Here is a 22,930-nt window from a genome sequence, read left to right as displayed (position 1 = left end):
ATATCCATTTAAAATTTTTCAGGAATATTATATTCAATTTTTTGGACATTGAATTTTGCGTAATTGAAATCGCCTGCCTCTAATTTCCAGGTAACTTCAGCTGAAAAAGGGATTCGTAACCCATTGACTTTCCTGTAATCTGACATACTGCAAATCCAGCGTTCCCTTTTTTTCTCAGTCATAAACCGCTGCGTTTCCATTTCGGTAATTTCGCCCAACGCATTAAATAATACGATAAAATAAAATGAGATGTGTTTATAATGGAATGATAATTTTGCTGAATTTTCGTCAATTGCCGTCCATTGTACCTTTTCTGAAGGTAACAGGTTAGTTGGAAACCAAACGCTTTCAGCAAGCCAGCGCTGCAACTCACCTTCGTTAAATGAACTGCCCTTACCATTAACTACATTAAAATTATCAAGCAACAAAACTTTTAAACTTCCTTTACCGGCAATATAGCTGTCTATTGCCGTGAACATCGCAGTTGTGCCTTTCCAGATGAATTGCGGTTGCTGAACAGAAAAGTACTGCTCGCCGGTAATATTGATATACTTTTTTTTCGGATTGGTTTTGAATAGTCCCTTATGTGTCAATCTTATAAAACTTATATAAGGCTGTCCATCCTTGAGGACATATTTAAAATAGCGCTGAACCGGTTCAGGCAAATCTTTCAACTGACCAAAGCTGAATAGGGTATCAGAAATATCTTTTGCATTAGCATATAATGCTCTAACCTGCTTTTTGAATTTTAAGAAGATAGCAATCTTCCCAATCATTAAAGTCAGCAGTAAGAAACCAATAATAATAAATGTAATTATCATTTTATTTTTTTAACCGATTTATGCTTTTTTGTCAATACTGAAAGTTCTTTAAACCCTATCATAAGACTTAGGTTTCCATCATTCCAGATTTAAATAATATAGATTTGGACTAGTGCTCTACTGGGAGTCCAATTTCGTTTAATTGCAAATCCAGCTTTTCCCATTTTGATTTATCTATATAAAGTGTGTCGACATCGGTTGTCCATTCCACAAAAGGCGCCAGATGATATATTTCCACTATCCGTTTTTTATAACCAAAAGAGAACCTCTTGGCACTCAGCTGAAAATTGATTGTCTTATTATTATCATTGATATTACGAAACAATAACGTCTGTGTTTTCCAGTCGCCCTCCCAAGTAAAAAAAGCTTTTAAGAGACATAAAGTACCAACAATTATGAATGTAAAAATAATGGACTGGTTGCTTCTTAATTTTTTGAAGAGATGCCCTATAATAATCATAAATGAAGATGCTGCAAAAAACAGAAAGAAAAAATGGACTCTGTAATCAGCAATATAGAAGGGCGTAAAACGGTTTAAAAGAATAATGATTACCGTAAAGACAAAAATTATATAAATTGATAAATTTAAATGTTTCATTTGTTTTTTATTTATGGATATTTTTTACTTTCCGCATAAAGGTTGCAGTTTCTGAATCGGCTGAAATGCCATAAGCATCTATCAAAGTTCCTTTTACATCATTTATGGTCTGAATTACATAAAGTATAGCGTTATCATCAGGGTTTGATTCGCTTTCGAAGCGGTAGAAATGAACGATTTTAACCTGATCAGGCAGGAAGCTTTTTTTAGTTTTGAGAGAAATGAGATGGTTTCCTTCAACCCCAAATTGGGTTTTATAACCAAGTTTTTTCACTTCTGCCAGTGCGGTAATCAAGCTGTCCATATATATTTTCTCCATTAAAATGAGGTGTTTGAACTCTCTATTAATTTATCTTTCAAAGCGCATTGAAAAATCAAGCAGTACTGTTTCTCCAGTACTCATCAATCCTCCCATAAGAGAGGGATTTTCTACATGGTAGTCAGTCATTTGCAATATGTATTTTCCGGTGCAGGTTATACTGCCATTTTTATTGGCGAAACAATAAATGTCAATGTTAACTACTTTGGTTTTTCCATCAATAGTAAGATTTCCTGTAGTTGTGACCTGATATACAGAATCTTTTTCATCAATGACTTTCGCTTTAGTAACCTTATAAGTCAAGTATTTAAACTTATTTGCCTTTACCTTTTTACTATTCTTAAGTTGCAGCATTGGTAATGAAAATTCGAGAGAATGCAATCCCTTAATGTCATTTCTGGGAACAAGATTGAATTGGGCACTTCCAGTAAATATTTTTGTTTTCATCGTCCACTCATGGGATGTTGAACTTCCGGAAAGTATCATCATGTTATCCCTGCTTTCCTCGATTTTAAAACTTGTCTGTGCTTTTGCAATATTGCTTGTTGCAATCAACATAATCAGGACTGCAATTTTATTAATGATGTATTTGTTTTTCACTGTGATAGGTTTTTATTTTAAATGAGAACGAAGAAACCAAGCCATTTTTTCATGGCTTTCCATAAGTCCGGTGATGAAATCACTAGTACCTAAATCATGGTATTCATCAGCAAAAACATGAATGTTTCCCCTTAATGACATTATTAGGGTTTCGTGATCTATCAGTAATTCTTTTAGATAGCCAGTGCTATTGTTTTTTTCGCGTCTTTCTTCTGTAAATTGGGTCACACTCAGGAATGCTTTGAGCATGGCGTCGACGTAGTGGCCTAGTGTACGGATTCTTTCTGCAACACTGTCTATGATAGTGTCCAATTCACCAAATTGTACTTCAAAGAATTTATGCTTATCATAAAAGTCGGCACCTTCAATATTCCAATGTGCATTTTTGGTTTTTGTATACAAAACATATTCATCTGCCAGAATTTTCGAGAGTTCATTGGTAACACTTTGACGGTTCGATTCTGTAATTCCTATATCAGTTTTCATTTTTTCATTTTTATTATGATTATTTATAATTCGTCAAAATCTACATAGAGATCATTTTGCACCTGCTTAACACCTGGAGCATTCCAGGCAATGCGTCCGGCTTCACTTTTTTGATGCCAGGAATCGACATGGCCTTTTAGCGTTACAATATTATGGAGTACACATACTTCGATATTTTTGTTGTTAATTCCCCCATTTCGCTCAATTGCAATTTCAATGTCTTTTGTTTCTATTACATCTTTTGAAGATGTTGTGATGCTAATGTTATTGGTGATTCCCTTGATGCCAATGAGATTGCTGACAGCATTTTTAGCGGCTTCCTTTTGGTAATTCCATTCAAGTTCGCCAGTCAAGAAAACCCACCCATTTTCAACGGTTATTGTTATTTTATCTCCTGGAATATCCCAATGCCACTTGAAAACATTAGCGATGGCGGCTGTAATTTCAGCATCCGTTTTTGTATCATGGATATTAAAGACGACTTCAATTTTCTCAATGACACTTTTTACTCCCGCCACATTTTTGGCAGCTAGTTCTGCCTCTGATTTTTTGATGTATGTATTAACGGCACCTGTAAGTGTTATCACTCCATTATCGGCCTTTACTCCAATTTCGGCAGCTTGCAACAGCGGCTCCCAATTAATGGCATCTACCACATTTTTCTGTAGTTCTTCGTTACTTTTCATAATTGTATCTCTATAGGTTATTACTTAGATTTGTCCCTCATCCACAATAAGCTCGTTAGTTACTTTGATTACGCCCGGAGCTTTCCACGCAATACGTCCTGCCAGTTCTTTTTGGTACCAGGTATCGACTGATCCTTTTAAAATTACATCACATCCTGAAACCTCTGTCGTTATATTAGTTACATCAAGTGCCATATGGTTTTTGAGTGCACGTTCCAGGGTAGACTTATTTACTTCGATCCTTCCATCGGATTTTAGGGTAATCAGATTGGTAACTCCTTTTACACCAATTAAATTAGTGGCTGCTGTTTTAGCGGCATCACGTTGGTAGTTCCATGCCAATTCTCCTGAAAGTGTTACCCAACCATTAATTACGTCGACTTTTACAACATTGTTCAGCGTATTCCAGTTCCAACTAAAAGCACTCAACAATCCTGAAGTTATATCAATATCATTATTTTGTTTCCAACTTCTTTTCATTACATCAATTTCATTGACAACATCTTTTATACCCGCTACATTTTTGACGACATTTTCGGCTTGAACTTTTTTGGAATAATTGTCGACTTTTCCGGTAAGAGTTACAGTACCATGGCAGACTGTCACATTGATTTCGGGAATCGCTGTAAATGCTTCCGTCTGTAAAACCCCGAGAACATCATTCTGTAACATTTCGTCACTTTTCATTGTCATTATTATAGTAGTTCTTTATTCTGCACCTGAATTTTTGAATGTATTGATAAAAGGTATTTTCGCAGTTGTCTTTTCCATCGTTACAAATGAATTTGCCAAAAGGAGAAGAATCGCAATTAGAATGGCAATTGTTGTAAGTCCCACCCTTGTGAATATCTTTTGTTTCCTTTGAGAGTCAAAACACTATTTTTGATGTAGGAAGTTTTGTTGGCCTGAACTTCAAACAGTAAGATTTCTTTATAGGATTTTTTCATCAGTGCCTCATATTTTTCTGCAGATAATGCCTGGTCAAGTGGTTTGCTCCTGAAAATGCTCAGCATCAATAGTATTGAAGTAATAAAAAGCGCTATTGGAACTATTGAAATGAATTGCAGCAATTGATTAGACACATCCAGACTATTTAGGAAAAAGGGGATAAACAAAACGGTAAATCCAATTATTGTTCCCGCATAGGAATGCTGTTGTCGATACGAATCAACCTGTTTTTCAATAATCTCTTTAGAATTTATTGCAAGAAATTCTAAATTCCTAAGGTCTTCTTTCATAGAAGTTGTTTTTCGTTCTTCAGACTTTTAATGCAGGTTGTTTTGCGACACCTTTAGCCGTACTTTCGGGAAGTAATTTTTCAGCTGTTTTCTTGACTTTAAGCTCTTTTTTCAGTAAATTTTTCTTCGTTTTTGCGGTAGTTTTTTTAATCTTATTATTGATTTTCTTTGCTAATTTTTTAGCTGTAGCATCAATACGCTTCATTATTTTTTTTCCACTTGATTTTACCAAAGTTGCTTCGGTTAAGGCTGATGTAATTTCTGCAGCCATTTTTTTAGTCTTTGTTTTCATGATTTGTTTATAGATGTCATTATGTAATAGGGGCATCCTATTATTATGATACAAAATTGCAGCACATATAACAATAAGGAAATGACAATCGTCATTTGAATAAGTGACGTGCGTCATTATGCAACTCTTATCATGATATTGACATTGTAACATAAATCCCAAATTGTGTAAGCTATTTTGATTTCAAAGGAATATATTTACTTGATGGTATATTATACTGCCACAAAACGTTCATGGAAAATGCAGCCTTATTGCACGCGCTTGTTGACAATGCCATTGATGGCATTATAACTATTGATGATGCCGGAATTATAGAAAGCATCAATCCTTCAGCATGTATACTTTTTGCGTATTCGCAGGAAGAACTCGTTGGCAAAAATATCTCTATGCTTATGCCTTCGCCAGACAGGGAAGCCCATGACAATTACCTAAAACATTATAAAACGAGTGGAGAAGCTCACATCATCGGAATTGGAAGAGAGCTAATCGGACGTACTAAAGATGGTTATCAATTTCCCTTTAAATTAGGTGTCAGCGAAGTTAAATATGCAGGGCGTAAAATTTACGCAGGTTTTATCCATGACCTTACCCAGCAAAAAGCTTATGAAGAACGCCTTAAAAATTATGCTACCCATCTTGAAGAACTTGTTGAAGACCGCACCAAAACTTTAAACGATACGATTAAAGCACTGGAAAAATCGAAAGAAAAAGTTAGTGTTAGCCTTGAGAAGGAAAAGGAACTCAGTAAATTAAAAAACCGGTTTTTATCGATGGCTTCCCACGAATTCCGGACACCACTAAGCACTGTACAACTCTCGGCCTCACTTATAGAAAAGTATGCAGAACCTTTTGAAAGCGCTCCCATTCAGAAACATGTTCTTAAAATTGAGAACGCTGTTTCCAGCCTGACCGCGATACTTACTGATTTTCTGTACATGGAGCAATTGGAAACCGGTACTGTAAAAGCCAAACCAATCTGGTTTGATCTTACTGCGCTTGCGGCAGAAATAACAGAAGAGATGCAATTATTGATTAAAGGAGAACAAAAAATACTTTTTACGCATACAGGTATCCAGACGCAAATCTATCTCGACTTTAACCTGCTTAAAAACAGTATCATTAACCTTATTACCAATGCTATTAAGTATTCAGGAGAAAGCTGCTGTATAGAATTTACAACTGAAATAAATGCTACTCATTGTATTATTTGTGTAACCGACAATGGTATTGGCATTCCTGCAGAAGATCAAAAACATTTGTTTGAACCTTTTTTCAGAGCACATAATACAGGAAATATTCCGGGAACGGGAATTGGATTAAACATTGTAACACGCTACATATCGCTCATGAACGGCAACATCGATTTTATCAGTGATGCAGATAAAGGAACGGTATTCACCTTAACATTTTTATTATCATGAACAAAATACTGTTAATAGAGGACAATAACGAAATCAGGGAGAGTGTAAGTGAAATACTTTTACTGGCAGGCTATAACGTTAGTGAAGCAAAGAACGGCAAGCAAGGTGTTGAAATGGCAACGAAAGAGTTACCAGACCTCATTTTGTGCGACATCACTATGCCTGAACTTGACGGTTACGGGGTTTTATACCTTCTTCATAAAAATCAGGAGACAGCTTATATCCCTTTTATATTTATAACAGCCAGGTCGGAAAGGCCAGACCTTCGTAAAGGTATGGAAATGGGTGCCGATGATTATCTTACAAAGCCTTTTGGCAGACTCGAACTTTTAAATGCAGTAGAATGCAGGCTAAAGAAAAAAGAACAGCAACAGGATTTTTACAGCAAACCGCTCGATGATATTGGACGCCTGATTTCTAAAAATGAAGGGCTTGATGAACTAAAAAAAATAATAGCCCAGCGTACTAGTAGGATTTTAAAAAAAAAACAGGTTGTTTACTATGAAGGAGATCGTGCAACCGGAGCTTATCTGGTTCTTGCCGGAAAAATCAAGACTATTAAAATGAATGCCGATGGTCGTGAGTTGATGACTGGCATGTATGAAACAGATGATTTTCTGGGTATCAATGCGATTCTGTATAACGAAATTTATACAGATTCAGCTACAGTGCTCGAAGATAGTGAACTGTGTTTCTTCCCTAAAGAACAAATAGAAGAACTGTTACGTCTTTACCCTGATGTAGCAGAGAAATTCCTCAAAATCCTGTCCGAGGAATTGCGTGAAAAGGATATCCAATTGCTTGATCTTGCCTACCAGTCTGTACGGAAAAGAATCGCAGAATCTATATTGCGCTTATTCAAAAATAACACAACAACCGATGAAAGCATGAGTATTTCAAGAGATGATTTGGCCGCCATGTCCGGTACTGCAGGTGAAACCGTGAGCCGCACCCTGACTGAGTTCAAGAATGAAGGACTAATTCAAAGAAAAGGAAGTCAAATTAGTATTCTTGATTATACCAAAATCAGCGCTATGAAAAATTAAATATTGTAACCGTTATCATGTTACCGGTAATAATCTATAAATGACATTCGTCACTTTTTTAAATGCCATTTGTCATTTTTTCGACCGCTTCAATGCCATTCCTTTGTCAAACAGCAAAGTGAAACATTATGAAATTCAGCTCTAAAATTTGTATAGCGTTATTACTATTGACATCAATGTCTATAAGGTCGCAAACTGCGGATAACATAATTTCCAACGATAGTAATTCACTCGGCGTTTGGCTGCTCTTAATGGTTATAATAGTTCCATTACTACTCTTGGCAGGAATATTATTTTTTAAAATCAAAGACCAGGATAAAGATCAAAATGAATTGACGGATGGAGACAATAGTAGTCACTATCAGGATTTATTGAAGAACCTGAACAAATCACAAATCAAAAAGTACTTCGCCATAAAAAACAAGGGCTTAGTGTCCGCAAATAAAGAAAAATCAGGGTTGGGTAAGATACCAATCGTCATTGCATTGTTATCCGGCACAGCTGTATTCAGCCAGAACACTAAACTTCCGACCGAAGACTTTTTCCAACAGCCGGGAATAATCATCACCATAATTTTAATACTCATTCCCATCTTACTGGGAATTGTATTTGCATTGGTGAAAGTTAACCGTACGATAAAAGGGTATCTAAATAAAGGAAAAACCAAACAGGCGTTACAATTTAGCGAGCACATCAATACTATTAATGATGCAGAATTAGAAGACCTGTTGATCAAAAGAGAAAGTGCATTAAGTTACAATCTTTCAAACAATGAGTTGTCAGGAACTCAAAAACCCGAAGACACAATTGGGATAATCACCAACATAAGCGAGAAGCATGAAGACCATTTTTTGTCTTTGAAAAAGAGAGCTGTCCAAAAGCCATCTCTTGACTCTGACATAGCAAAATTGATTCTGTGGTATTTCGGATGTGCCGCCTTTTGGCTGGTATTGGGAACCGGAATTGGCGAATACCTTGGAATTAAGTTCATTGCGCCCGATGTAGATCATTCAAGTTGGTTAAGTTTTGGAAGACTGCGTCCCGTGCATACCAACATCGTATTCTGGGGTTGGGCTTCGATCGGTATGATTGGCTTGGGATATTATGTCGTTCCAATTGTCAGCAACACCAAAATATACAGCATCAAATGGGGCTGGATTGCGCTCGTGCTCACAAACCTAATGGTGGTTCTGGGCTCGATTTGCCTAATGTCAGGCATTAATAATGGCGGTGGGGAATTTCGGGAATACATTTGGCCAGTGATGGCATTGTTTGCGGTGGCCCTGATTCTAACGCTCGCGAACTTTATTATGACTGTTGCAAGGCGCACCACAAAAGAAATCTATATCGCCAATTGGTATATTGTCTCAGCAATCATCTTTACAATCATTGTAGCATTGACGGCTTATCTACCTTTCTGGCAGGATGGTGTAAGCGAAACAATTGTACAAGGCTATTTCATGCATTCTGGTGTGGGTATGTGGTTCACTTTATTTACACTCGGACTCTTATATTATTTCATTCCACAGCAAATTAACAAACCGATTTATGCTTACAGTTTGGGAATTCTGGCATTTTGGGCACAGATATTATTTTATACCATCATTGGAACGCACCATTTCATCTTTGCACCATTGCCATGGTGGCTTCAAACCGTTGCCATTGTGGGAAGCGTTGGAATGATCATTCCGGTTGTTGCGGCAACAATTAATTTTTCGATGACATTTAAAGGGAGCTGGCACAAAGTAACCTCGAGTTATACATTGCCCTTTTTTCTGCTTGCAGTGATTTACTACTTCCTTGTATCGATGCAGGGCACAGCCGAAGCCTTTAAATTTACCAACCTGCTTTGGCATTTCACCGACTTTACAGTAGCGCATGCGCATTTAGGATTTTACGGAATAATCACCTTCACCTTGTGGGGAGGAATTTATGTTGTCGTTCCGAGGCTTACAGGGAAGGAACCACCACAGCATTTAGTTGGAGTACACTTCTGGCTTGCCTTTATAGGATTATTGTTTTATTCGATTCCACTTTCGATTGGGGCGACATTGAGAGGGCTGATGTGGATGGAAGGCAACAAACCATTCATCGACAGTGTAGTGTTAATGTTTGATTTTTGGGTGTGGCGTGCCATTGGCGGAAGCCTGATGTTTATTTCCCACCTGATATTTGCTTATAATTTTTACAGAATGACCGCTAATGAGCCGGAAACGATAGATGTAAAAGACGAAGCTCTAAAAATACTGGAACAATCCATCGCAATTAAACCAATCCTATGACTATCTTCAACGACCACAAACGATTGTACATTACAGCAGGGGTTTTGTTTGCCTTCCTGACTTATCTAGTCGTGATAATGCCTGCTTTTGAGAATCAATATAATAATTTGCCCTTACCGGGAACAGTAGCGCTTTCAGGCGATGCGAAAGCAGGAAAATTAATTTATATATCTGAAGGATGCGTCGGATGCCATTCGCAACAAGTGCGGAATGTCGAAATGGATAAAGTCTTTGGAAGCAGACCTGGAATGGCTTCTGATTATGCCAATATTGGGCGCACCAGCATTTGGCAGAACACCGCCACTTTAATGGGTACAGAACGTACAGGTCCAGATTTGACGGATGTTGGAAACCGACAATCAAGCAGGGATTGGAACCTGATGCATTTATTCCAGCCCCGATCTGTGGTTCCACAATCTATTATGCCTTCGTACAGATGGCTTTTTGAAATGAAAGACAATCCCTCAAAAACGGATATTGTTGTGACTGTTCCGGCGGCATTTCTGAATGGAGCAACCGGAAAAGTAGTTGCAACCAAAAAAGCACTACAATTAGTGGCTTATATACAATCATTGAAACAAACACCTTTACCTGTGGGCAACAAAACCCCGGAATTCTTATATAAAAAACCCTCCGAGGCAAGTTCAGGAGCCAAAAGCACTGGCAAAGTTGATGGGGAAGGCTTGTATGCGGCGAATTGCATGAGTTGTCATCAACAAAATGGCGAAGGACTTAAAGGCGCGTTTCCACCGCTTAAAGGCAGTCCAGTTGTTACAGGTGATAATCTTGAATTGTATGTCGATATCATTATGAATGGCTACAATCCGAGACCGGAATACGGCGAAATGGCTGCAGTAGGTACCAATATGAATTTCACTGAGTTTGACGTTGCCGCCATCATGAATTATGAAAGAAGTGCCTGGGGAAACAAGGCTAAGAAAGTCACTCCCGAAGAAATCAAAAAAATCATGGATTTTATAAAAATTAAAATTGCAGCCTCAAATTGATCTTATGAAAAAATATGCAGCACTTAGTTTTTTGTTTATAAACCTGACCTTATCGGCATGTCCGACTTGTGAACGCAACCAGCCCAAATTGCTCAGAGGCATTGTTCATGGTTCAGGACCGGAAAGTAATTGGGATTACATCAGTATCATACTTACAATAATTATTGCTCTGGTTACCTTATTCTACACAGTAAAATGGCTTGCCAAACCCGGAGAAAAAAATGCAAACCATATAAAATATTCCATCCTAAAATAAATTGATATGACAACAAAAAGTTCAGTACTGATTTTTTTAGATGATAATGAAAAACCTTTCGGATCATTTTCGGTTCCTATCAACTTCGAATTGGATACGACGAAATTGGTCGATGGCAATCACATCCTTAAAATCGTAAGCAAAGATCCCACTGGAAAAGAAGGTGTTCGTTCTATCCCATTTTCAGTCAGAAATGGCCCATCCATAGCTATCGAAGGCATCTCGGAAAATGACGTAGTAGATGGAATACTTCCAATTATGATTAACGCTTATGGAAAGGGAGACCAGAAGCAATTTTTAATTGAAGGAAGCGAAACACCAAAATCAACGCCAGCCTGGTTCTGGGCTATCGTGATTGGTTTTGTTGGATTTGCTATTTATTATTTCATTGTGGAATTGAATCGTACTATATGATTCAGGTTTTTTGGTAAGATAAATTCTGAAGACTTATAAGAAATAGTATTAAATAGAAAATCGATAACGGCTTCTTTTAAGCCGTTTGTTTTTTTATTTTCCGGCTGCTTACAAAAGCGAGCTTTTGACACATTCAGCAAATAAAAAAACCGATTAGTTTCCTAATCGGTCTTTTTTTGCGGAGAAAATGATTATTATCTTTTAAAATAATTAAATATTGTTTAAGATTTTTAATTGGATTGGACATTCCAATTTAGGTTTTGAAAAAAAAAACTTGCAAGACCTAACTACTTTAATTTAATACCAATGCCAAACTCAATAGTCGCATTTTCTAAGATTCCAGCAACACCATCGTACATTGGGCAATATAAACGGGCACTGAAAAAATACTTTTTTATCCCTCTTTTATAGTTATACATAATGCCATAATCAGGAACTAAACCCTTAGTTTTAGTTGTAATATGCTCTTCTATAATTGGATTGTTCAGTGTACCTGAATAGGCATTATATTTTATTCCGCCCAAGATGAAAAATGAGCTCGAAGCTTTTTGCGAATAAAAGCTGGTACCGATGCCAAATTTCTGTAAAAGCGAATAACTGTAGTTTGTATCAACATTATTGAAATTGCCATTTTTAATGTCGGTAGAAATGACAGTGTGCGATACAAAACTTAATTTCCTGGTGATATTGTACTGAAGCAAATTTGTCAACTGGATATCTGTTGAACCCAATATAGTCTGCATACGCGTTCCTATAGCCGGTTCAATTGTTAATTTGCGATTAACATATTTTTCTTTCTTGCCGCTATTTAGTATCTGTGAATACATGCTCAATGAGCAAACAGAAACCATGAGGATTAGGATTGTTTTTTTCATTTAACGATTTTGAAAATAAAAATTAATTGCTTTTTTAATGTTTGGATTTTTTGAAGCGTTATGTCCTTTTCCCTCAATAATTTGAAAAGTTGTTTTTGTTTGAGTATAGAAATAACTTTTTAAACGTAGGTGCAACAAGTCATTGTCAACTAATAATGGTCCTTCTGTGCCGCCAGCACCTATGTAAACTAATTGCTGCTCATTGTGTATTTGCGGTCTTGATTCCTGCTCATATTGAATCATAAGATCATTGTCATAAAACAACGAGGCGCTCAACATTAGATAGTTCCCAAATATTTCATTTCGTTTAGTAAATGCATATGCTCCACAAAGACCTCCAAAAGAATGACCAAGAATTACACGAGAATTCCTTGATGTATCTGCTCTAAAGTCGGTCTGAATTTTAGGAATAAGTTCATTATTAATAAAATCAAGGAAAATGGGACTTTCACCTCCGCCCATATTGGTATGCGTTGGTGTGTAGTCAACGGTCCTGTCATCACCATAACCGATACCAACAACAATTACGTTTTTTGTTTTCAAACGTGTACTGGCATCTTTAGCACATTTAGCAACGTATTCCTGATTATCATCTGCATCGAGTACATAAATGGTCGAGTACAATTCAGTATTTTGATTATAATCTTCAGGCAGCTGTACCCAAATAGGATATGTTCTTCCTTTTTCTGTAGAATAAATAGTAAAATGCTTTGTGAAATTGGAATTTAAGGATATTTCTTCTTCACAGGATGATAGCGTTAAAACAAATAGAATTGAAATAAGTAAATAGTTTTTCATGATATATGATTTTAGAATTATTTGATGCAAAAGTATGGGCTCTAGAAAATCTATTTTACACATATAAGTGTCAGATACGGACAAGTTTACGTGTGTTTTATGTTGTCCGTTATTGACATAAATATGTCTGAAAGACACTTTTCATTGATTGCAACTTTGCGGCTTAATAATTAAAATATTCACAAATGAAAAAATTTAAGAAACCATTCGTTATTACATTATCTTCCTTATTAGTATTAGTGGCAGTTGTAGTAACACTATTGCAGCCTGTATTTTCTTATGGGCAAATTCCACCTTATAATGGGAAACCGGTTATTAACTGGAAAACAGCGACTTACGATTCTTCAAAAAAAACAATTTTTGTAATTGCGGACAGTAAAATGACTGAGATGTTTGATATGCTTGCACCATTTTATGTCTTTAATGCTACAGGACAATTAAATGTTTATATTGTTTCAAAAGATGAGACGCCAATTGCGTTAAAGAAAGATCTTTATGTATTGCCTCAATTGACTTTTGCAGAGGTGGAAAAAATGAAACTTAAGGCTGACGTTATTGTTATTCCTGCCATGTCTATCCGTGATGAAAACCAAGATCCTATTTATATGAAGTTCATTAAAGACCATTTTGAATCTGCAACACGAATCATTTCTATTTGTGATGGAGCTACTACAGCAGCTGCAACCGGATTGTATGATGGTAAATTACTTACCTGCCATGCTACAGATTTTGAGTGTGTTAAAAAACACTTTGATAAACCAGTCTGGACGCAAAACGTAAGTGTTACAAAAAGTGGAAATTTATTTAGTACCGCTGGTGTTGCTAATGCAGTGGATGGAAGCTTGTTGATTGTTGAAGAAATGTTAGGTAAAGATGCCAGAATTAAAGTAGCCAAACTTGTGAATTACCCACATAACGAAATTCAGATTGAGCATAAAAGTACTGCCTTGACTTTCGGCAACAAGATGTCTATTGTAAAAAGAATGGTTTTTAGTAAACAGAAAAAGCTTGGCGTGCTGCTTCATGATGGGCTAAACGAATTAAAATTTGCCAGTATTGTTGATACTTATAGCAGAACCTATCCTAAAGAAATTAAAACTTTTTCGCTTCAGGATTCTATCGTAAAAACACAATACGGATTAACGTTTATTCATACTGGCGGAAATACCATAAATCCTAAAATGGATGAAGTCCATGTGGTGATGCCTGAATTGCTCTCAAAACATGATGAGGTTTACTTTAAAGGATTTGAAATCGTAAAGCAAAATGCAACTGATTACCCAATAGATCAATGTCTTTCCAGAATTGAAATGCAATATGGAGAACACTACAAGAACGTTGTCAAATTAACTCTTGATTATAATTAATCATCATAAAGCTATAGTAGATTAAATTTATAAAATATCAATTATGATTCTAGTATATAAAACCAATATTGACAGCAAAAGTAAGGCGAAGCAGCTACAACCAAAACTGGACAAATTGTTATTTGATTGCACATGGAATTTTGACTTGGAAGATTGCGACAATATCCTGCGGATTGATGCTGAACATGATATCACCACAGTTTTAAAAAAAGCTCTAAATCAATTCGGAATAGAAATTCAGGAACTGCCCGATTAACTTATAACGTTCATCTTTTTTAATACTAAAGCCCGCGTCCGATTTTGACATCTTTTTGTCTGTTGTTCGACGGGCTTTTGTTTTATCTTTATCTAATCAGAAAATCAACTATGAAAACAATCGTATTTATTATACCCCCAACTGTAGAATTATTAGATCTTGCCGGACCTGTACAAGTATTTATGGAGGCCATATCTTATGGTTTTGATGCTGAAATTAAATTTTATTCTTTTGATGCTGAACCAGTATCTACTGCTGGTTTGGGATTTGGCAAAGTGAACCACTATTCAGAAGCCAAATTAAAGGAAGGTGATTATGTGTTTGTACCAGGAATGAACTTTGAGTATGTGAGCAGTATTTCGTTTTCTGCCCAAAAGGATTTTTTTACCTGGTTAAAAAATGCATCAGACAATCACATTACTGTTTGTTCCATTTGTAATGGAGCATTTGCCTTAGGAAAAGCGGGTTTACTTAAAGATACTGAGTGTACAACACATTGGCGTAGGGTGGAAGCGCTACAACAACAATTTCTGCAAGCAAAAGTATTGTCTGATATTCTTTATGTCAAAAGTAATAATGTCTATACCAGTGCCGGAATCAGCGCCGGAATTGATTTGGCATTGGCCATATTGGAAGATTTAAAAGGACCACTTTTTACGCATAAAGTAGCCAGAGAATTGGTGGTTTATAACCGTAGGAGCGGAACCCATAAACAGCACAGCATTTATCTTGACTACCGAAACCATATTAATCCGCAAATTCACAAGGTGCAGGATTATCTGATTGATAATTTATCACAAGAAAATAGTATTGAAATACTAGCGGATATGGTTAACATGAGTCCAAGAAATCTGAGCAGGGTGTTTAAAGAAAAAACAGGGTCTACTATTTTGGAATACCTAACCTTGTTACGAAAAGAATATGCAAATACGATGCTGAATAATCCGGAATATACCATTGAATATATTGCTTCGAAATGTGGCTACAAATCTGCCCGACAACTGCAACGTATTTTAAAGATTAAAGCGGAACGTTAAATTGTAACTGTTTCCGCTTTGATTTCTGTTGCTTCTTTTTTGAAGATGTTGTAAAAGTAGATACTCCAAATAGCATCAATAGTTAGACAGTATACAGGCCAATAGGTTGGGTTTACCGTTGCATCAGTAAGATGATGGATGAAATCCCAAATACCATGGAGTAAGATGCCTATAGCTATCAGTTTTGGATTTTTTACAAAACCTATTACAGCTATAAAATAAAACACTAAAGCGGCTATTACTTCTAAAACAATTTCACCCGTTGAATCCTCTTTTAGTGCAAAACCAACATAGATGAACCCTATGGCTACGAGTATGGTTGCCGCGATTAATTTAGCCGGAATAATTTTTCTCAGCAATGGCATCAAAACGAATAGTGGAAGGGCAGTTATAAGTCCCCAAAATAATTCTAGTAACATAATTTAATTATTTATTGTGATACGTTCAAAAAATTCGGTTCTACCAAATAGGGATATACCTATATATCCTCTTACTTTAAGGCGTTTACCTTCAATAGTCATTTTGCATTTATAAGTGTTACCACTTTCTGGATCATAAATAGTTCCACTAGTGTATAGACCATCTTCATAAGAGAATCCGGAAAGTAATTCTATACCCAGGACTTCGCGTGATTGTAAACTCTTATCAGGATTTTTATTGTCCTTACGCGATTTGGCTACCCATACGGATTTTCCATAATAGGCACCTCCTTTTCTGAAAATATTGATCTTAGCATCTTTCTTAGGAGACCAGTACGTACCAATAATTTGGTCCGCTTGAGTGTTTTTCGTTTGTGCTGGCATAGTACCAAATGACATTAAAATTGCCAATGTTACAAAAGCCAGAAGATTTGATTTTTTCATAATTGATGTTTGAAACTTGATTTAATGAGTATGTGATTATTCTTTTGCAAATGTCCTACCAATTAGTTGCTGAAAAAAGACAACCGTGCGCCATTTTCAGACAGAATTAGGTTTATTATATTGATTGTCAGTATATTTTGTGCGGAAGTTTGCATAAAAGAATAAGCCACTCCATGGAGTGGCTTATTAAATTAGGTAGGATTGTTTAGTTACAGCTTTTACAAGTGCAATTGTCTCCACAGTTACAGTTTTCACATGTACAATTTGGATTGTTACATTTTTGATTTTCAACTGAAATACCTTTTCCATTCAATAATTGTGTTTTCATAATCTTTAAATTTAATTTGTTATTATTAACTGGTACAAAAGTATAGTGGTATGGATTGGAAGTGATTACAGTTCTTTGGGTTGTGTTTACACAATTTTGGGTTCTTGCATTTGAGTGGGCTTTGAGGTCTATATTTTATCCAGCAATTTTCGTTTTTGAGATCCTACCTTTAGGAAGTGTGTAGGAGTTAGCCCGGTTACTTTCTTAAATTGATTAGATAAGTGTGCCAAACTGCTGTATTCCATTTCAAACGCAATTTCAGATAGGTTCATCTCACCATACACTAACAATTCTTTTACTTTTTCAATACGCTGTTCGATATAGTAATTCTCAATAGTGCGTCCTTCAATTGAAGAAAATAAACTGCTTAGATAGGTGTATTCGTGGAATAAATTGTCTGAAAGAAATAATGACAATGCTTTTTTATTATCTGCTGGATTTACTTCGTTTCGTGCTTTTTTGATGACGAGCTGCTTTATTTTTTCCATCATTCCACTTCTTCTGTTATCAAGTAACTCCAATCCGATTGTCATCAAATTATCACTCAGTAGCTCAATCTGTGTGGACGATATTTCTTGTGAAAGATGTATTTCACCAATAGTTACGTTTTGAAAAGGAATAGATAAATCATTCAAAACTGTTTCAACAGCAAGCAAACACCTGTGGCAGACCATATTTTTTATGAGTAGTATTTCTTCTTGCATCAGGATTTAGTTTAGTTATAAAATTAATCAAAAATAAGTATGCTTATTCTTTATTATCTACCAAAAATGTGTCAATTAAGGACTTTTTTTATGAAGCAATTATTTTCATTATGCGGTAATTTTAAGTTATTATTACCGCAGTTATGCGGTGATTAAGATAATTTTTTGCTGCAAAACGTATTGATACGGTTATAAATCTTTATATTTACCGCAAAATAGCGGTGATTATGTATATATACAAACAAAAAAAATGGCCGAAATTTTTCTGGGATGCTGATGTAATAAGTGCTATACTTGGTGAAGTGAGGCACAAGCAAGGAAGAATCATCGGGCAAATGCAAGCCCTAGGGTTTCGTGTGCAGGAAGAAACCATGTTAAAAGCTTTGACTATGGATGTTATCAAGTCGAGCGAAATTGAGGGTGAATTACTCAACCCCGAACAAGTACGCTCTTCGATTGCCCGACGACTTGGGATTGAAATTGCAGGTGCCGTAGCTGCTGAACGTGATGTTGAGGGTATTGTAGAGATGATGCTAGATGCTACACAACAATATAAAGCTCCATTGACTGCCGAGCGATTGTTTGATTGGCATGCTGCTTTGTTTCCGACTGGCCGCAGCGGTATGTATAAAATAAAAACTGCAGCATGGCGGGATGATCTTATGCAAGTAACTTCTGGACCTATGGGGAAAGAGACGGTTCATTTTGAGGCACCCAGTGCCGAAAAAATACCCGGCGAAATGAAGTTCTTTCTTAATTGGATGGAACAGGAACAAGAACTTGACCCCGTGTTGAAAGCTGGAGTTGCTCATTTGTGGTTTGTTACTATACATCCTTTTGAAGATGGCAATGGTCGTATAACCCGAGCCATTACAGATATGCAACTTGCCCGAGCGGATAAAAGCCCGCAACGATTCTACTCAATGTCCACGCAGATACAAGAAGAACGCAATAAATATTATGATATATTGGAAAGCACTCAAAGGGGAAGTCTTGATATTACTTCTTGGTTTAAGTGGTTTTTGGATTGTTTGATGCGCTCAATGGAACAGACTGATGAAATTATTAATAAAACACTTGCACGCGCTGCGTTTTGGGAAACACAAAGAGCTACAGAATTTAATGCCAGACAACAAAAAATACTGCAATTGCTTCTTGACGATTTCTTCGGAAACCTCAATGTTTCCAGGTATGCTAAAATTAATAAAACTTCAACAGACACTGCACTACGGGACTTGCAAGACCTTATTAAAAAAGATGTTTTGGAGCAACAAGGTAATGGCAGGAGTACTTCTTATAGACTTAGGTAAAATAGTTTCTTGTTTTTCTCTATTTCGGAAGAAAATCAAATAAGTCTAATAGGCATATCGTTTTTTGTTTTGCTTGTACTCCTTTCAAATGACTTTTAAGGTCTTCAAGAGTAATTTCATTACCCATTCGATAAGCTTCATTATGAAACCGCTGCGCTTTGAGTAGAAAAACATCCAACGAATCTTTAATAGCTTTTTCCCTGTCGTCTCGCAGCAAATTTCTCAACCTATTAGAAGCAATCCATCTTTCGTTCTTAATGGACTTGCCAGTACTGATTGTAGTAGTTTTGTTCTCCAAATTAACTTTGGCAAAAATTGGAGATTCTCCCATTGGATTCTGTTTTCCTGATTTAATATAAAAGATAATCTTCACCATAATTTTAAGTTTTTTAAATTAATAATTCAATTTGGCTTAAAAGTATTTAACCTCTTAGTTTTCAGTAATTTACAATTGATTTAACATTTAGTTACCCTGTTTTCTCCAGAACCCATGTAGGTGTACCTATAGGGCAACTAAACTTTGCTTTTCTATGTGTCTTTTGACGCATGACAGAAAATAAAAAACCCTTTAAACACTGATGTTTAAAGGGTTTTGAGATTTTATGTTTCTTTTGAAACATACTTTCCGCGGAGAAAGAGGGATTCGAACCCCCGGACCTGTTACAGTCAACAGTTTTCAAGACTGCCGCATTCGACCGCTCTGCCATTTCTCCAATAAGTCTCGCAATCTTTTGTTGATTGCGGTTGCAAATATAATAACCTTTTGCTTATTCCAAAAAGAATTTAGGTAAAAAATAAACTTATTTTTCAATCAAAATGCTATTCCTTTCTGTAAGTGTTGTTTACACTAAAATTTAGAACTAATAAGCTACATATTCTGTAATCTCCAATCCGTAGCCAATCATTCCAACACGCTTGGTTTGGGTTGTATTTGAGATAAGGCGAATCTTAGAGATGTCGATGTCGTGAAGTATCTGCGCACCAATACCAAAATCCTTTACGTCCATTTTGATTTGTGGCACTTTGAAATTGCCTTCCGCCTGTAAATGTTTTAGCTCGGTTAAACGATGCAATAAGTCGGAAGAATCAACTTCCTGATTGATAAACAGGATAGCTCCTTTTTCTTCCTTAATGATACGGTTGAAAACATCGTCTACCTTTTTATCCATATTGGATGCTAAAGTGTTTAAGATATCATTATTAGCCTGCGTTGAATTAATCCGGGTAAGTATTGGTTCGCCCAAGTTCCAGCTGCCTTTCGTCAGTGCTAAATGGACTTGTCTGTTGGTGGTTTGCTGATAAGCACGCAAACGGAATTTACCAAAACGGGTTTCTATTTCAAAATCATCTTTTTTGACAATTAAACTATCATGCTGCATTCTATAAGCCACTAAGTGTTCAATAGAAACAAGTTTGAGGTCAAATTTCTTTGCCACTTTTACCAATTCGGGTAAGCGCGCCATAGAACCATCTTCGTTCATGATTTCTACAATTACACCGGCAGCTTTAAAGCCGGCTAATCTTGCAAAGTCAATTGCCGCTTCTGTGTGACCTGTTCGTCTCAATACACCGCCTTGCTTTGCCGTTAAAGGAAAGATATGTCCCGGTCGCGCCAAATCATAAGGTTTTGTCTCTTCGTTTACTAAAGCCAATATGGTTTTTGCTCTATCGGAAGCTGAAATTCCTGTCGTAACACCATTACCTTTTAAATCTACAGAAACAGTAAAAGCGGTTTCCATATGATCGGTGTTATTTTTCACCATCGAATGCAATTCTAATTCATCGCAACGCTTCTCAGTTAATGGCGCACAGATTAGTCCTTTTCCGTGGGTAGCCATGAAGTTTATCATTTCGGGCGTTACCTTTTCGGCAGCAGCCAAAAAATCACCTTCATTTTCGCGGTCTTCATCATCAACGACAATAATAATTTTGCCTTGTCGAATGTCTTCGATAGCTTCTTCTATAGTATTGAGATGTATTTTACTTGCGCTCATTAGTTAGTGCTTTTATTAAATTCGGATGTAATGTCTCTTAAGTAAATGTGATTGTAAAAATAAAATAATGGATAGAAAGGAAATGCTCCAAGATAAACGATCACATTATTCAAATCATTCTTTTTATTTGTTTGATTTCCGACGGAAAGCAATATGGATTGAGCTTTGTAGAGCATAAAATAAAAAATACCCGCGAGTGCAATTGTGCTTATTTTTATAATTGAACCTTCAAAATGGTAAGTAATTGCCAAAATTAATAACGCCAGATAACCAATGATTGCAAACAAGCTATATTTTTTGTATTGTTGATGAAGTTCTTCTATCGCAATTATATCTGTTTTAACTGTTTCTTTTTTTGCAGCTTTTGAAGTTTTTCCGGTTATGACCTTATTTGCTTCATCGATGTTAAAACCTTCAATAGCTGGATCATTTTCAAGCTCCAATCCTTCTTTTCTTTCTGGTACAAATCGATTGTAAATATCTGTAATCCAGTCAAAACTGATATTAAATCCTTTATCGTCAGTAGCTCTTTTGGTTAATATTATCGCCAAAGGTGATAAGACAAAGGATGACATCCAGCAACCCAGAAAAGGAGTAATCTCATCTTGTTGCGCTACTTTCTTGCCAAACGTATTAATGAAGTGGAATGTGATAAAGATAAGTATGGCAAATACAATAGGTAGTCCTAATCCGCCTTTTCGGATAATGGCTCCCAAAGGTGCGCCGATAAAGAACATCAGCAAACAGGCAAAAGCGATTACGAATTTATCATAAAGTGCAATCCAATGCATATTGATAATCTTTTGTTTGTCTTCCAATTCGAAGCGTGAACTTTCTAAAGAAAAGTTGGTTGCATCAACATTACCGCCTGCTACCCGAAGTATTTGCGTTTTATCACTATCGGAGAAGTTATCTAAGAGATTGGCAGTACTAAGTTTACGGAAATTGGTATTCGTAGCAAAGTTAGAAATAGTCATTGAAGATCGAAGATTTATGTTTTCAGCAATGGAAACTCTGTCTTTGTTGTAATTTTTCTGAAGCGAATCAAGTGTGAATTTTAATTCGCCAACAGTAAGCATCGTATTGGTATTGGTAATTTGCTCATCATCTAAATTAGCGCTATTCAGTTTTGATAAATCAATGTTGATGATGTAGGTTTTGAACTCACTTTTAGCAAAGGGAACTTTATTGCGATCTTCAAATTTTTTGGGAATAATATCTTCGTAATAATTTCCGTCTTTCAATACTAATTTCAGGATATTTGAGTTTTCATTGCTTATCAATTCCCCTTTTTTAGCTTTTATAACAGTATTGCTTCCCGCACCAACATTAGATAATTTATGAATGGTTATGCCTTTAAGATACCTGCCATTATCACCAGACTTCTTCTCAACTTTAATATTATAAGTTCCAACCTGGCTGAATTGTCCTTCGGCAATAGCCATTGCGGGTTTTACCTGGGCTATATTTCTACGAAAGTTGGTGAACTTATATTCGGCATACGGAATTACATTATTGGCAAAAACAAAAGCAACAACACTAAGTATGGCAATAAAATATATCAAAGTTCTCATCGAACGCTGCAACGATATTCCGGATGATTTCATCGCGGCAAACTCATAATTTTCTGCTAAACTCCCAAAAGTCATGATGGAAGCCAATAAAACGGATAATGGTAGTACAAGCGGAATAATGCTTGGCATTTTAAACAAAAGGAACTTAAGAATCATTATGAAATCCAAGTCTTTACCGGCCAATTCAGAAATGAACAGCCAAACAACCTGCAAAACGAATATGAAAAACAGAATTACAAATACCGTAGCAAATGTAATAAGGAAGGATTTTAATAAGTACTTGTCAAGTATTTTCACCCGAAATTAATCTAGTTTATTGATGTAGTAATTTGGATATTTACTAGGCACAAAGGTAAAC

26 protein-coding genes, 1 tRNA gene and 1 pseudogene are annotated in these 22,930 nt (G+C 36.1%); 10 read left to right on the top strand and 18 right to left on the bottom strand.

All coding sequences use genetic code 11. From position 1 onward, the window contains the following. Positions 1-8: 8 nt before the first annotated feature. The 9 genes from ABIQ27_RS02125 to ABIQ27_RS02085 all read right to left on the bottom strand — a co-directional run bounded on the left by ABIQ27_RS02125 (position 9) and on the right by ABIQ27_RS02085 (position 5,040). The gene (locus ABIQ27_RS02125; RefSeq protein ID WP_348031610.1) at positions 9-821 is read right to left on the bottom strand and encodes a DUF6544 family protein; all 813 of its coding nucleotides are present in this window, start codon (positions 819-821) and stop codon (positions 9-11) included. A 109-nt stretch (positions 822-930) separates the two neighbouring features. Continuing rightward, positions 931-1,419 (bottom strand): hypothetical protein, encoded by a 489-nt coding sequence (locus ABIQ27_RS02120; protein ID WP_348031608.1) that lies wholly within the window; start codon positions 1,417-1,419, stop codon positions 931-933. 7 nt (positions 1,420-1,426) lie between these two features. Further along, complete coding sequence (locus ABIQ27_RS02115) at positions 1,427-1,738, bottom strand: hypothetical protein (protein WP_348031606.1); 312 nt, start codon at positions 1,736-1,738, stop codon at positions 1,427-1,429. A gap of 30 nt (positions 1,739-1,768) precedes the next feature. Beyond that, a complete protein-coding gene (locus tag ABIQ27_RS02110) occupies positions 1,769-2,338 on the bottom strand; it encodes a YceI family protein (RefSeq protein ID WP_348031604.1) in 570 nt (189 codons plus the stop codon). A gap of 12 nt (positions 2,339-2,350) precedes the next feature. Then, positions 2,351-2,824 carry a DNA starvation/stationary phase protection protein gene (locus ABIQ27_RS02105; protein ID WP_348031603.1) on the bottom strand — a complete coding sequence of 158 codons (474 nt, stop codon included), beginning with the start codon at positions 2,822-2,824 and terminating at the stop codon, positions 2,351-2,353. 23 nt (positions 2,825-2,847) lie between these two features. Beyond that, positions 2,848-3,510 carry a BON domain-containing protein gene (locus tag ABIQ27_RS02100; RefSeq protein WP_348031602.1) on the bottom strand — a complete coding sequence of 221 codons (663 nt, stop codon included), beginning with the start codon at positions 3,508-3,510 and terminating at the stop codon, positions 2,848-2,850. A 24-nt stretch (positions 3,511-3,534) separates the two neighbouring features. Continuing rightward, positions 3,535-4,197: a BON domain-containing protein gene (locus ABIQ27_RS02095; protein WP_348031601.1), complete on the bottom strand. Its 663-nt coding sequence runs from the start codon at positions 4,195-4,197 to the stop codon at positions 3,535-3,537. Positions 4,198-4,319: 122 nt separating this feature from the next. Next, on the bottom strand, positions 4,320-4,748 hold the full coding sequence (locus tag ABIQ27_RS02090) for a hypothetical protein (RefSeq protein ID WP_348031599.1): 429 nt from the start codon (positions 4,746-4,748) through the stop codon (positions 4,320-4,322). A 19-nt stretch (positions 4,749-4,767) separates the two neighbouring features. Beyond that, positions 4,768-5,040 (bottom strand): hypothetical protein, encoded by a 273-nt coding sequence (locus tag ABIQ27_RS02085; RefSeq protein WP_348031597.1) that lies wholly within the window; start codon positions 5,038-5,040, stop codon positions 4,768-4,770. Between the two features lie 233 nt (positions 5,041-5,273). On the opposite strand from ABIQ27_RS02085, the gene ABIQ27_RS02080 reads away from it, so the two are divergent. The 6 genes from ABIQ27_RS02080 (at position 5,274) to ABIQ27_RS02055 (ending at position 11,466) form a co-directional block, all read left to right on the top strand. Then, positions 5,274-6,461 (top strand): PAS domain-containing sensor histidine kinase, encoded by a 1,188-nt coding sequence (locus ABIQ27_RS02080; RefSeq protein ID WP_348031595.1) that lies wholly within the window; start codon positions 5,274-5,276, stop codon positions 6,459-6,461. Continuing rightward, positions 6,458-7,507, top strand: a complete 1,050-nt coding sequence (locus tag ABIQ27_RS02075) for a response regulator (RefSeq protein WP_348031594.1) — start codon at positions 6,458-6,460, stop codon at positions 7,505-7,507. Before ABIQ27_RS02080 ends, ABIQ27_RS02075 begins: the two co-directional genes overlap by 4 nt. Positions 7,508-7,635: 128 nt before the next feature. Continuing rightward, entirely contained in the window at positions 7,636-9,789 is a 2,154-nt protein-coding gene (locus tag ABIQ27_RS02070) for a cbb3-type cytochrome c oxidase subunit I (RefSeq protein ID WP_348031592.1), read from the top strand. Continuing rightward, positions 9,786-10,796: a cbb3-type cytochrome c oxidase subunit II gene (locus ABIQ27_RS02065; protein ID WP_348031590.1), complete on the top strand. Its 1,011-nt coding sequence runs from the start codon at positions 9,786-9,788 to the stop codon at positions 10,794-10,796. Before ABIQ27_RS02070 ends, ABIQ27_RS02065 begins: the two co-directional genes overlap by 4 nt. Before the next feature lie 4 nt (positions 10,797-10,800). Beyond that, positions 10,801-11,052, top strand: a complete 252-nt coding sequence (locus ABIQ27_RS02060) for a hypothetical protein (RefSeq protein ID WP_348031588.1) — start codon at positions 10,801-10,803, stop codon at positions 11,050-11,052. 6 nt (positions 11,053-11,058) lie between these two features. Continuing rightward, positions 11,059-11,466, top strand: coding sequence for a cytochrome C (locus tag ABIQ27_RS02055; protein ID WP_348031587.1), 408 nt, complete (start codon positions 11,059-11,061; stop codon positions 11,464-11,466). A 287-nt stretch (positions 11,467-11,753) separates the two neighbouring features. Here the strand turns inward: ABIQ27_RS02055 and ABIQ27_RS02050 are convergent, their stop codons facing one another. Together ABIQ27_RS02050 and ABIQ27_RS02045 are read right to left on the bottom strand one after the other, a co-directional pair. Beyond that, a complete protein-coding gene (locus ABIQ27_RS02050; RefSeq protein WP_348031585.1) occupies positions 11,754-12,341 on the bottom strand; it encodes a hypothetical protein in 588 nt (195 codons plus the stop codon). Continuing rightward, positions 12,342-13,139, bottom strand: a complete 798-nt coding sequence (locus ABIQ27_RS02045; RefSeq protein ID WP_348031583.1) for an alpha/beta hydrolase-fold protein — start codon at positions 13,137-13,139, stop codon at positions 12,342-12,344. 185 nt (positions 13,140-13,324) lie between these two features. Here ABIQ27_RS02045 and ABIQ27_RS02040 point away from each other — a divergent pair, with 185 nt between their 5' ends. From ABIQ27_RS02040 to ABIQ27_RS02030, 3 genes are all read left to right on the top strand, one after another. Further along, a complete protein-coding gene (locus ABIQ27_RS02040) occupies positions 13,325-14,506 on the top strand; it encodes a DJ-1/PfpI family protein (RefSeq protein ID WP_348031581.1) in 1,182 nt (393 codons plus the stop codon). Positions 14,507-14,549: 43 nt separating this feature from the next. Next, entirely contained in the window at positions 14,550-14,762 is a 213-nt protein-coding gene (locus tag ABIQ27_RS02035; RefSeq protein ID WP_348031579.1) for a hypothetical protein, read from the top strand. Between the two features lie 110 nt (positions 14,763-14,872). Continuing rightward, a complete protein-coding gene (locus tag ABIQ27_RS02030; RefSeq protein ID WP_348031577.1) occupies positions 14,873-15,799 on the top strand; it encodes a DJ-1/PfpI family protein in 927 nt (308 codons plus the stop codon). On the opposite strand, the gene ABIQ27_RS02025 is transcribed toward ABIQ27_RS02030, so the two are convergent. The 3 genes from ABIQ27_RS02025 to ABIQ27_RS02015 all read right to left on the bottom strand — a co-directional run bounded on the left by ABIQ27_RS02025 (position 15,796) and on the right by ABIQ27_RS02015 (position 17,664). Continuing rightward, positions 15,796-16,218: a DUF6010 family protein gene (locus tag ABIQ27_RS02025; RefSeq protein WP_348031576.1), complete on the bottom strand. Its 423-nt coding sequence runs from the start codon at positions 16,216-16,218 to the stop codon at positions 15,796-15,798. The genes ABIQ27_RS02030 and ABIQ27_RS02025 overlap by 4 nt on opposite strands. Before the next feature lie 3 nt (positions 16,219-16,221). Further along, positions 16,222-16,662, bottom strand: a complete 441-nt coding sequence (locus ABIQ27_RS02020) for a DUF2147 domain-containing protein (protein ID WP_348031575.1) — start codon at positions 16,660-16,662, stop codon at positions 16,222-16,224. A gap of 456 nt (positions 16,663-17,118) precedes the next feature. Continuing rightward, complete coding sequence (locus ABIQ27_RS02015) at positions 17,119-17,664, bottom strand: AraC family transcriptional regulator (RefSeq protein WP_348031574.1); 546 nt, start codon at positions 17,662-17,664, stop codon at positions 17,119-17,121. A gap of 257 nt (positions 17,665-17,921) precedes the next feature. Between ABIQ27_RS02015 and ABIQ27_RS02010 the strand changes: the two genes are divergently transcribed. Continuing rightward, complete coding sequence (locus ABIQ27_RS02010) at positions 17,922-19,004, top strand: Fic family protein (protein ID WP_348031573.1); 1,083 nt, start codon at positions 17,922-17,924, stop codon at positions 19,002-19,004. A gap of 19 nt (positions 19,005-19,023) precedes the next feature. Here the strand turns inward: ABIQ27_RS02010 and ABIQ27_RS02005 are convergent, their stop codons facing one another. The 4 genes and pseudogenes from ABIQ27_RS02005 to ABIQ27_RS01990 all read right to left on the bottom strand — a co-directional run. Continuing rightward, a complete protein-coding gene (locus ABIQ27_RS02005; RefSeq protein WP_348031572.1) occupies positions 19,024-19,380 on the bottom strand; it encodes a hypothetical protein in 357 nt (118 codons plus the stop codon). Between the two features lie 252 nt (positions 19,381-19,632). Continuing rightward, a tRNA-Ser gene (locus tag ABIQ27_RS02000) sits at positions 19,633-19,717 on the bottom strand. A 147-nt stretch (positions 19,718-19,864) separates the two neighbouring features. After that, positions 19,865-20,998: a 3,4-dihydroxy-2-butanone-4-phosphate synthase gene (ribB, locus tag ABIQ27_RS01995; protein ID WP_348031571.1), complete on the bottom strand. Its 1,134-nt coding sequence runs from the start codon at positions 20,996-20,998 to the stop codon at positions 19,865-19,867. Positions 20,999-21,477: 479 nt separating this feature from the next. After that, positions 21,478-22,869: pseudogene (locus ABIQ27_RS01990) on the bottom strand (LptF/LptG family permease); the annotation flags it as partial. Between the last annotated feature and the right edge of the window lie 61 nt (positions 22,870-22,930).

The organism is Flavobacterium sp. (assembly GCF_039916025.1).
Lineage (GTDB): Bacteria > Bacteroidota > Bacteroidia > Flavobacteriales > Flavobacteriaceae > Flavobacterium.
This window is presented reverse-complemented; position numbering and strand designations above follow the sequence as displayed.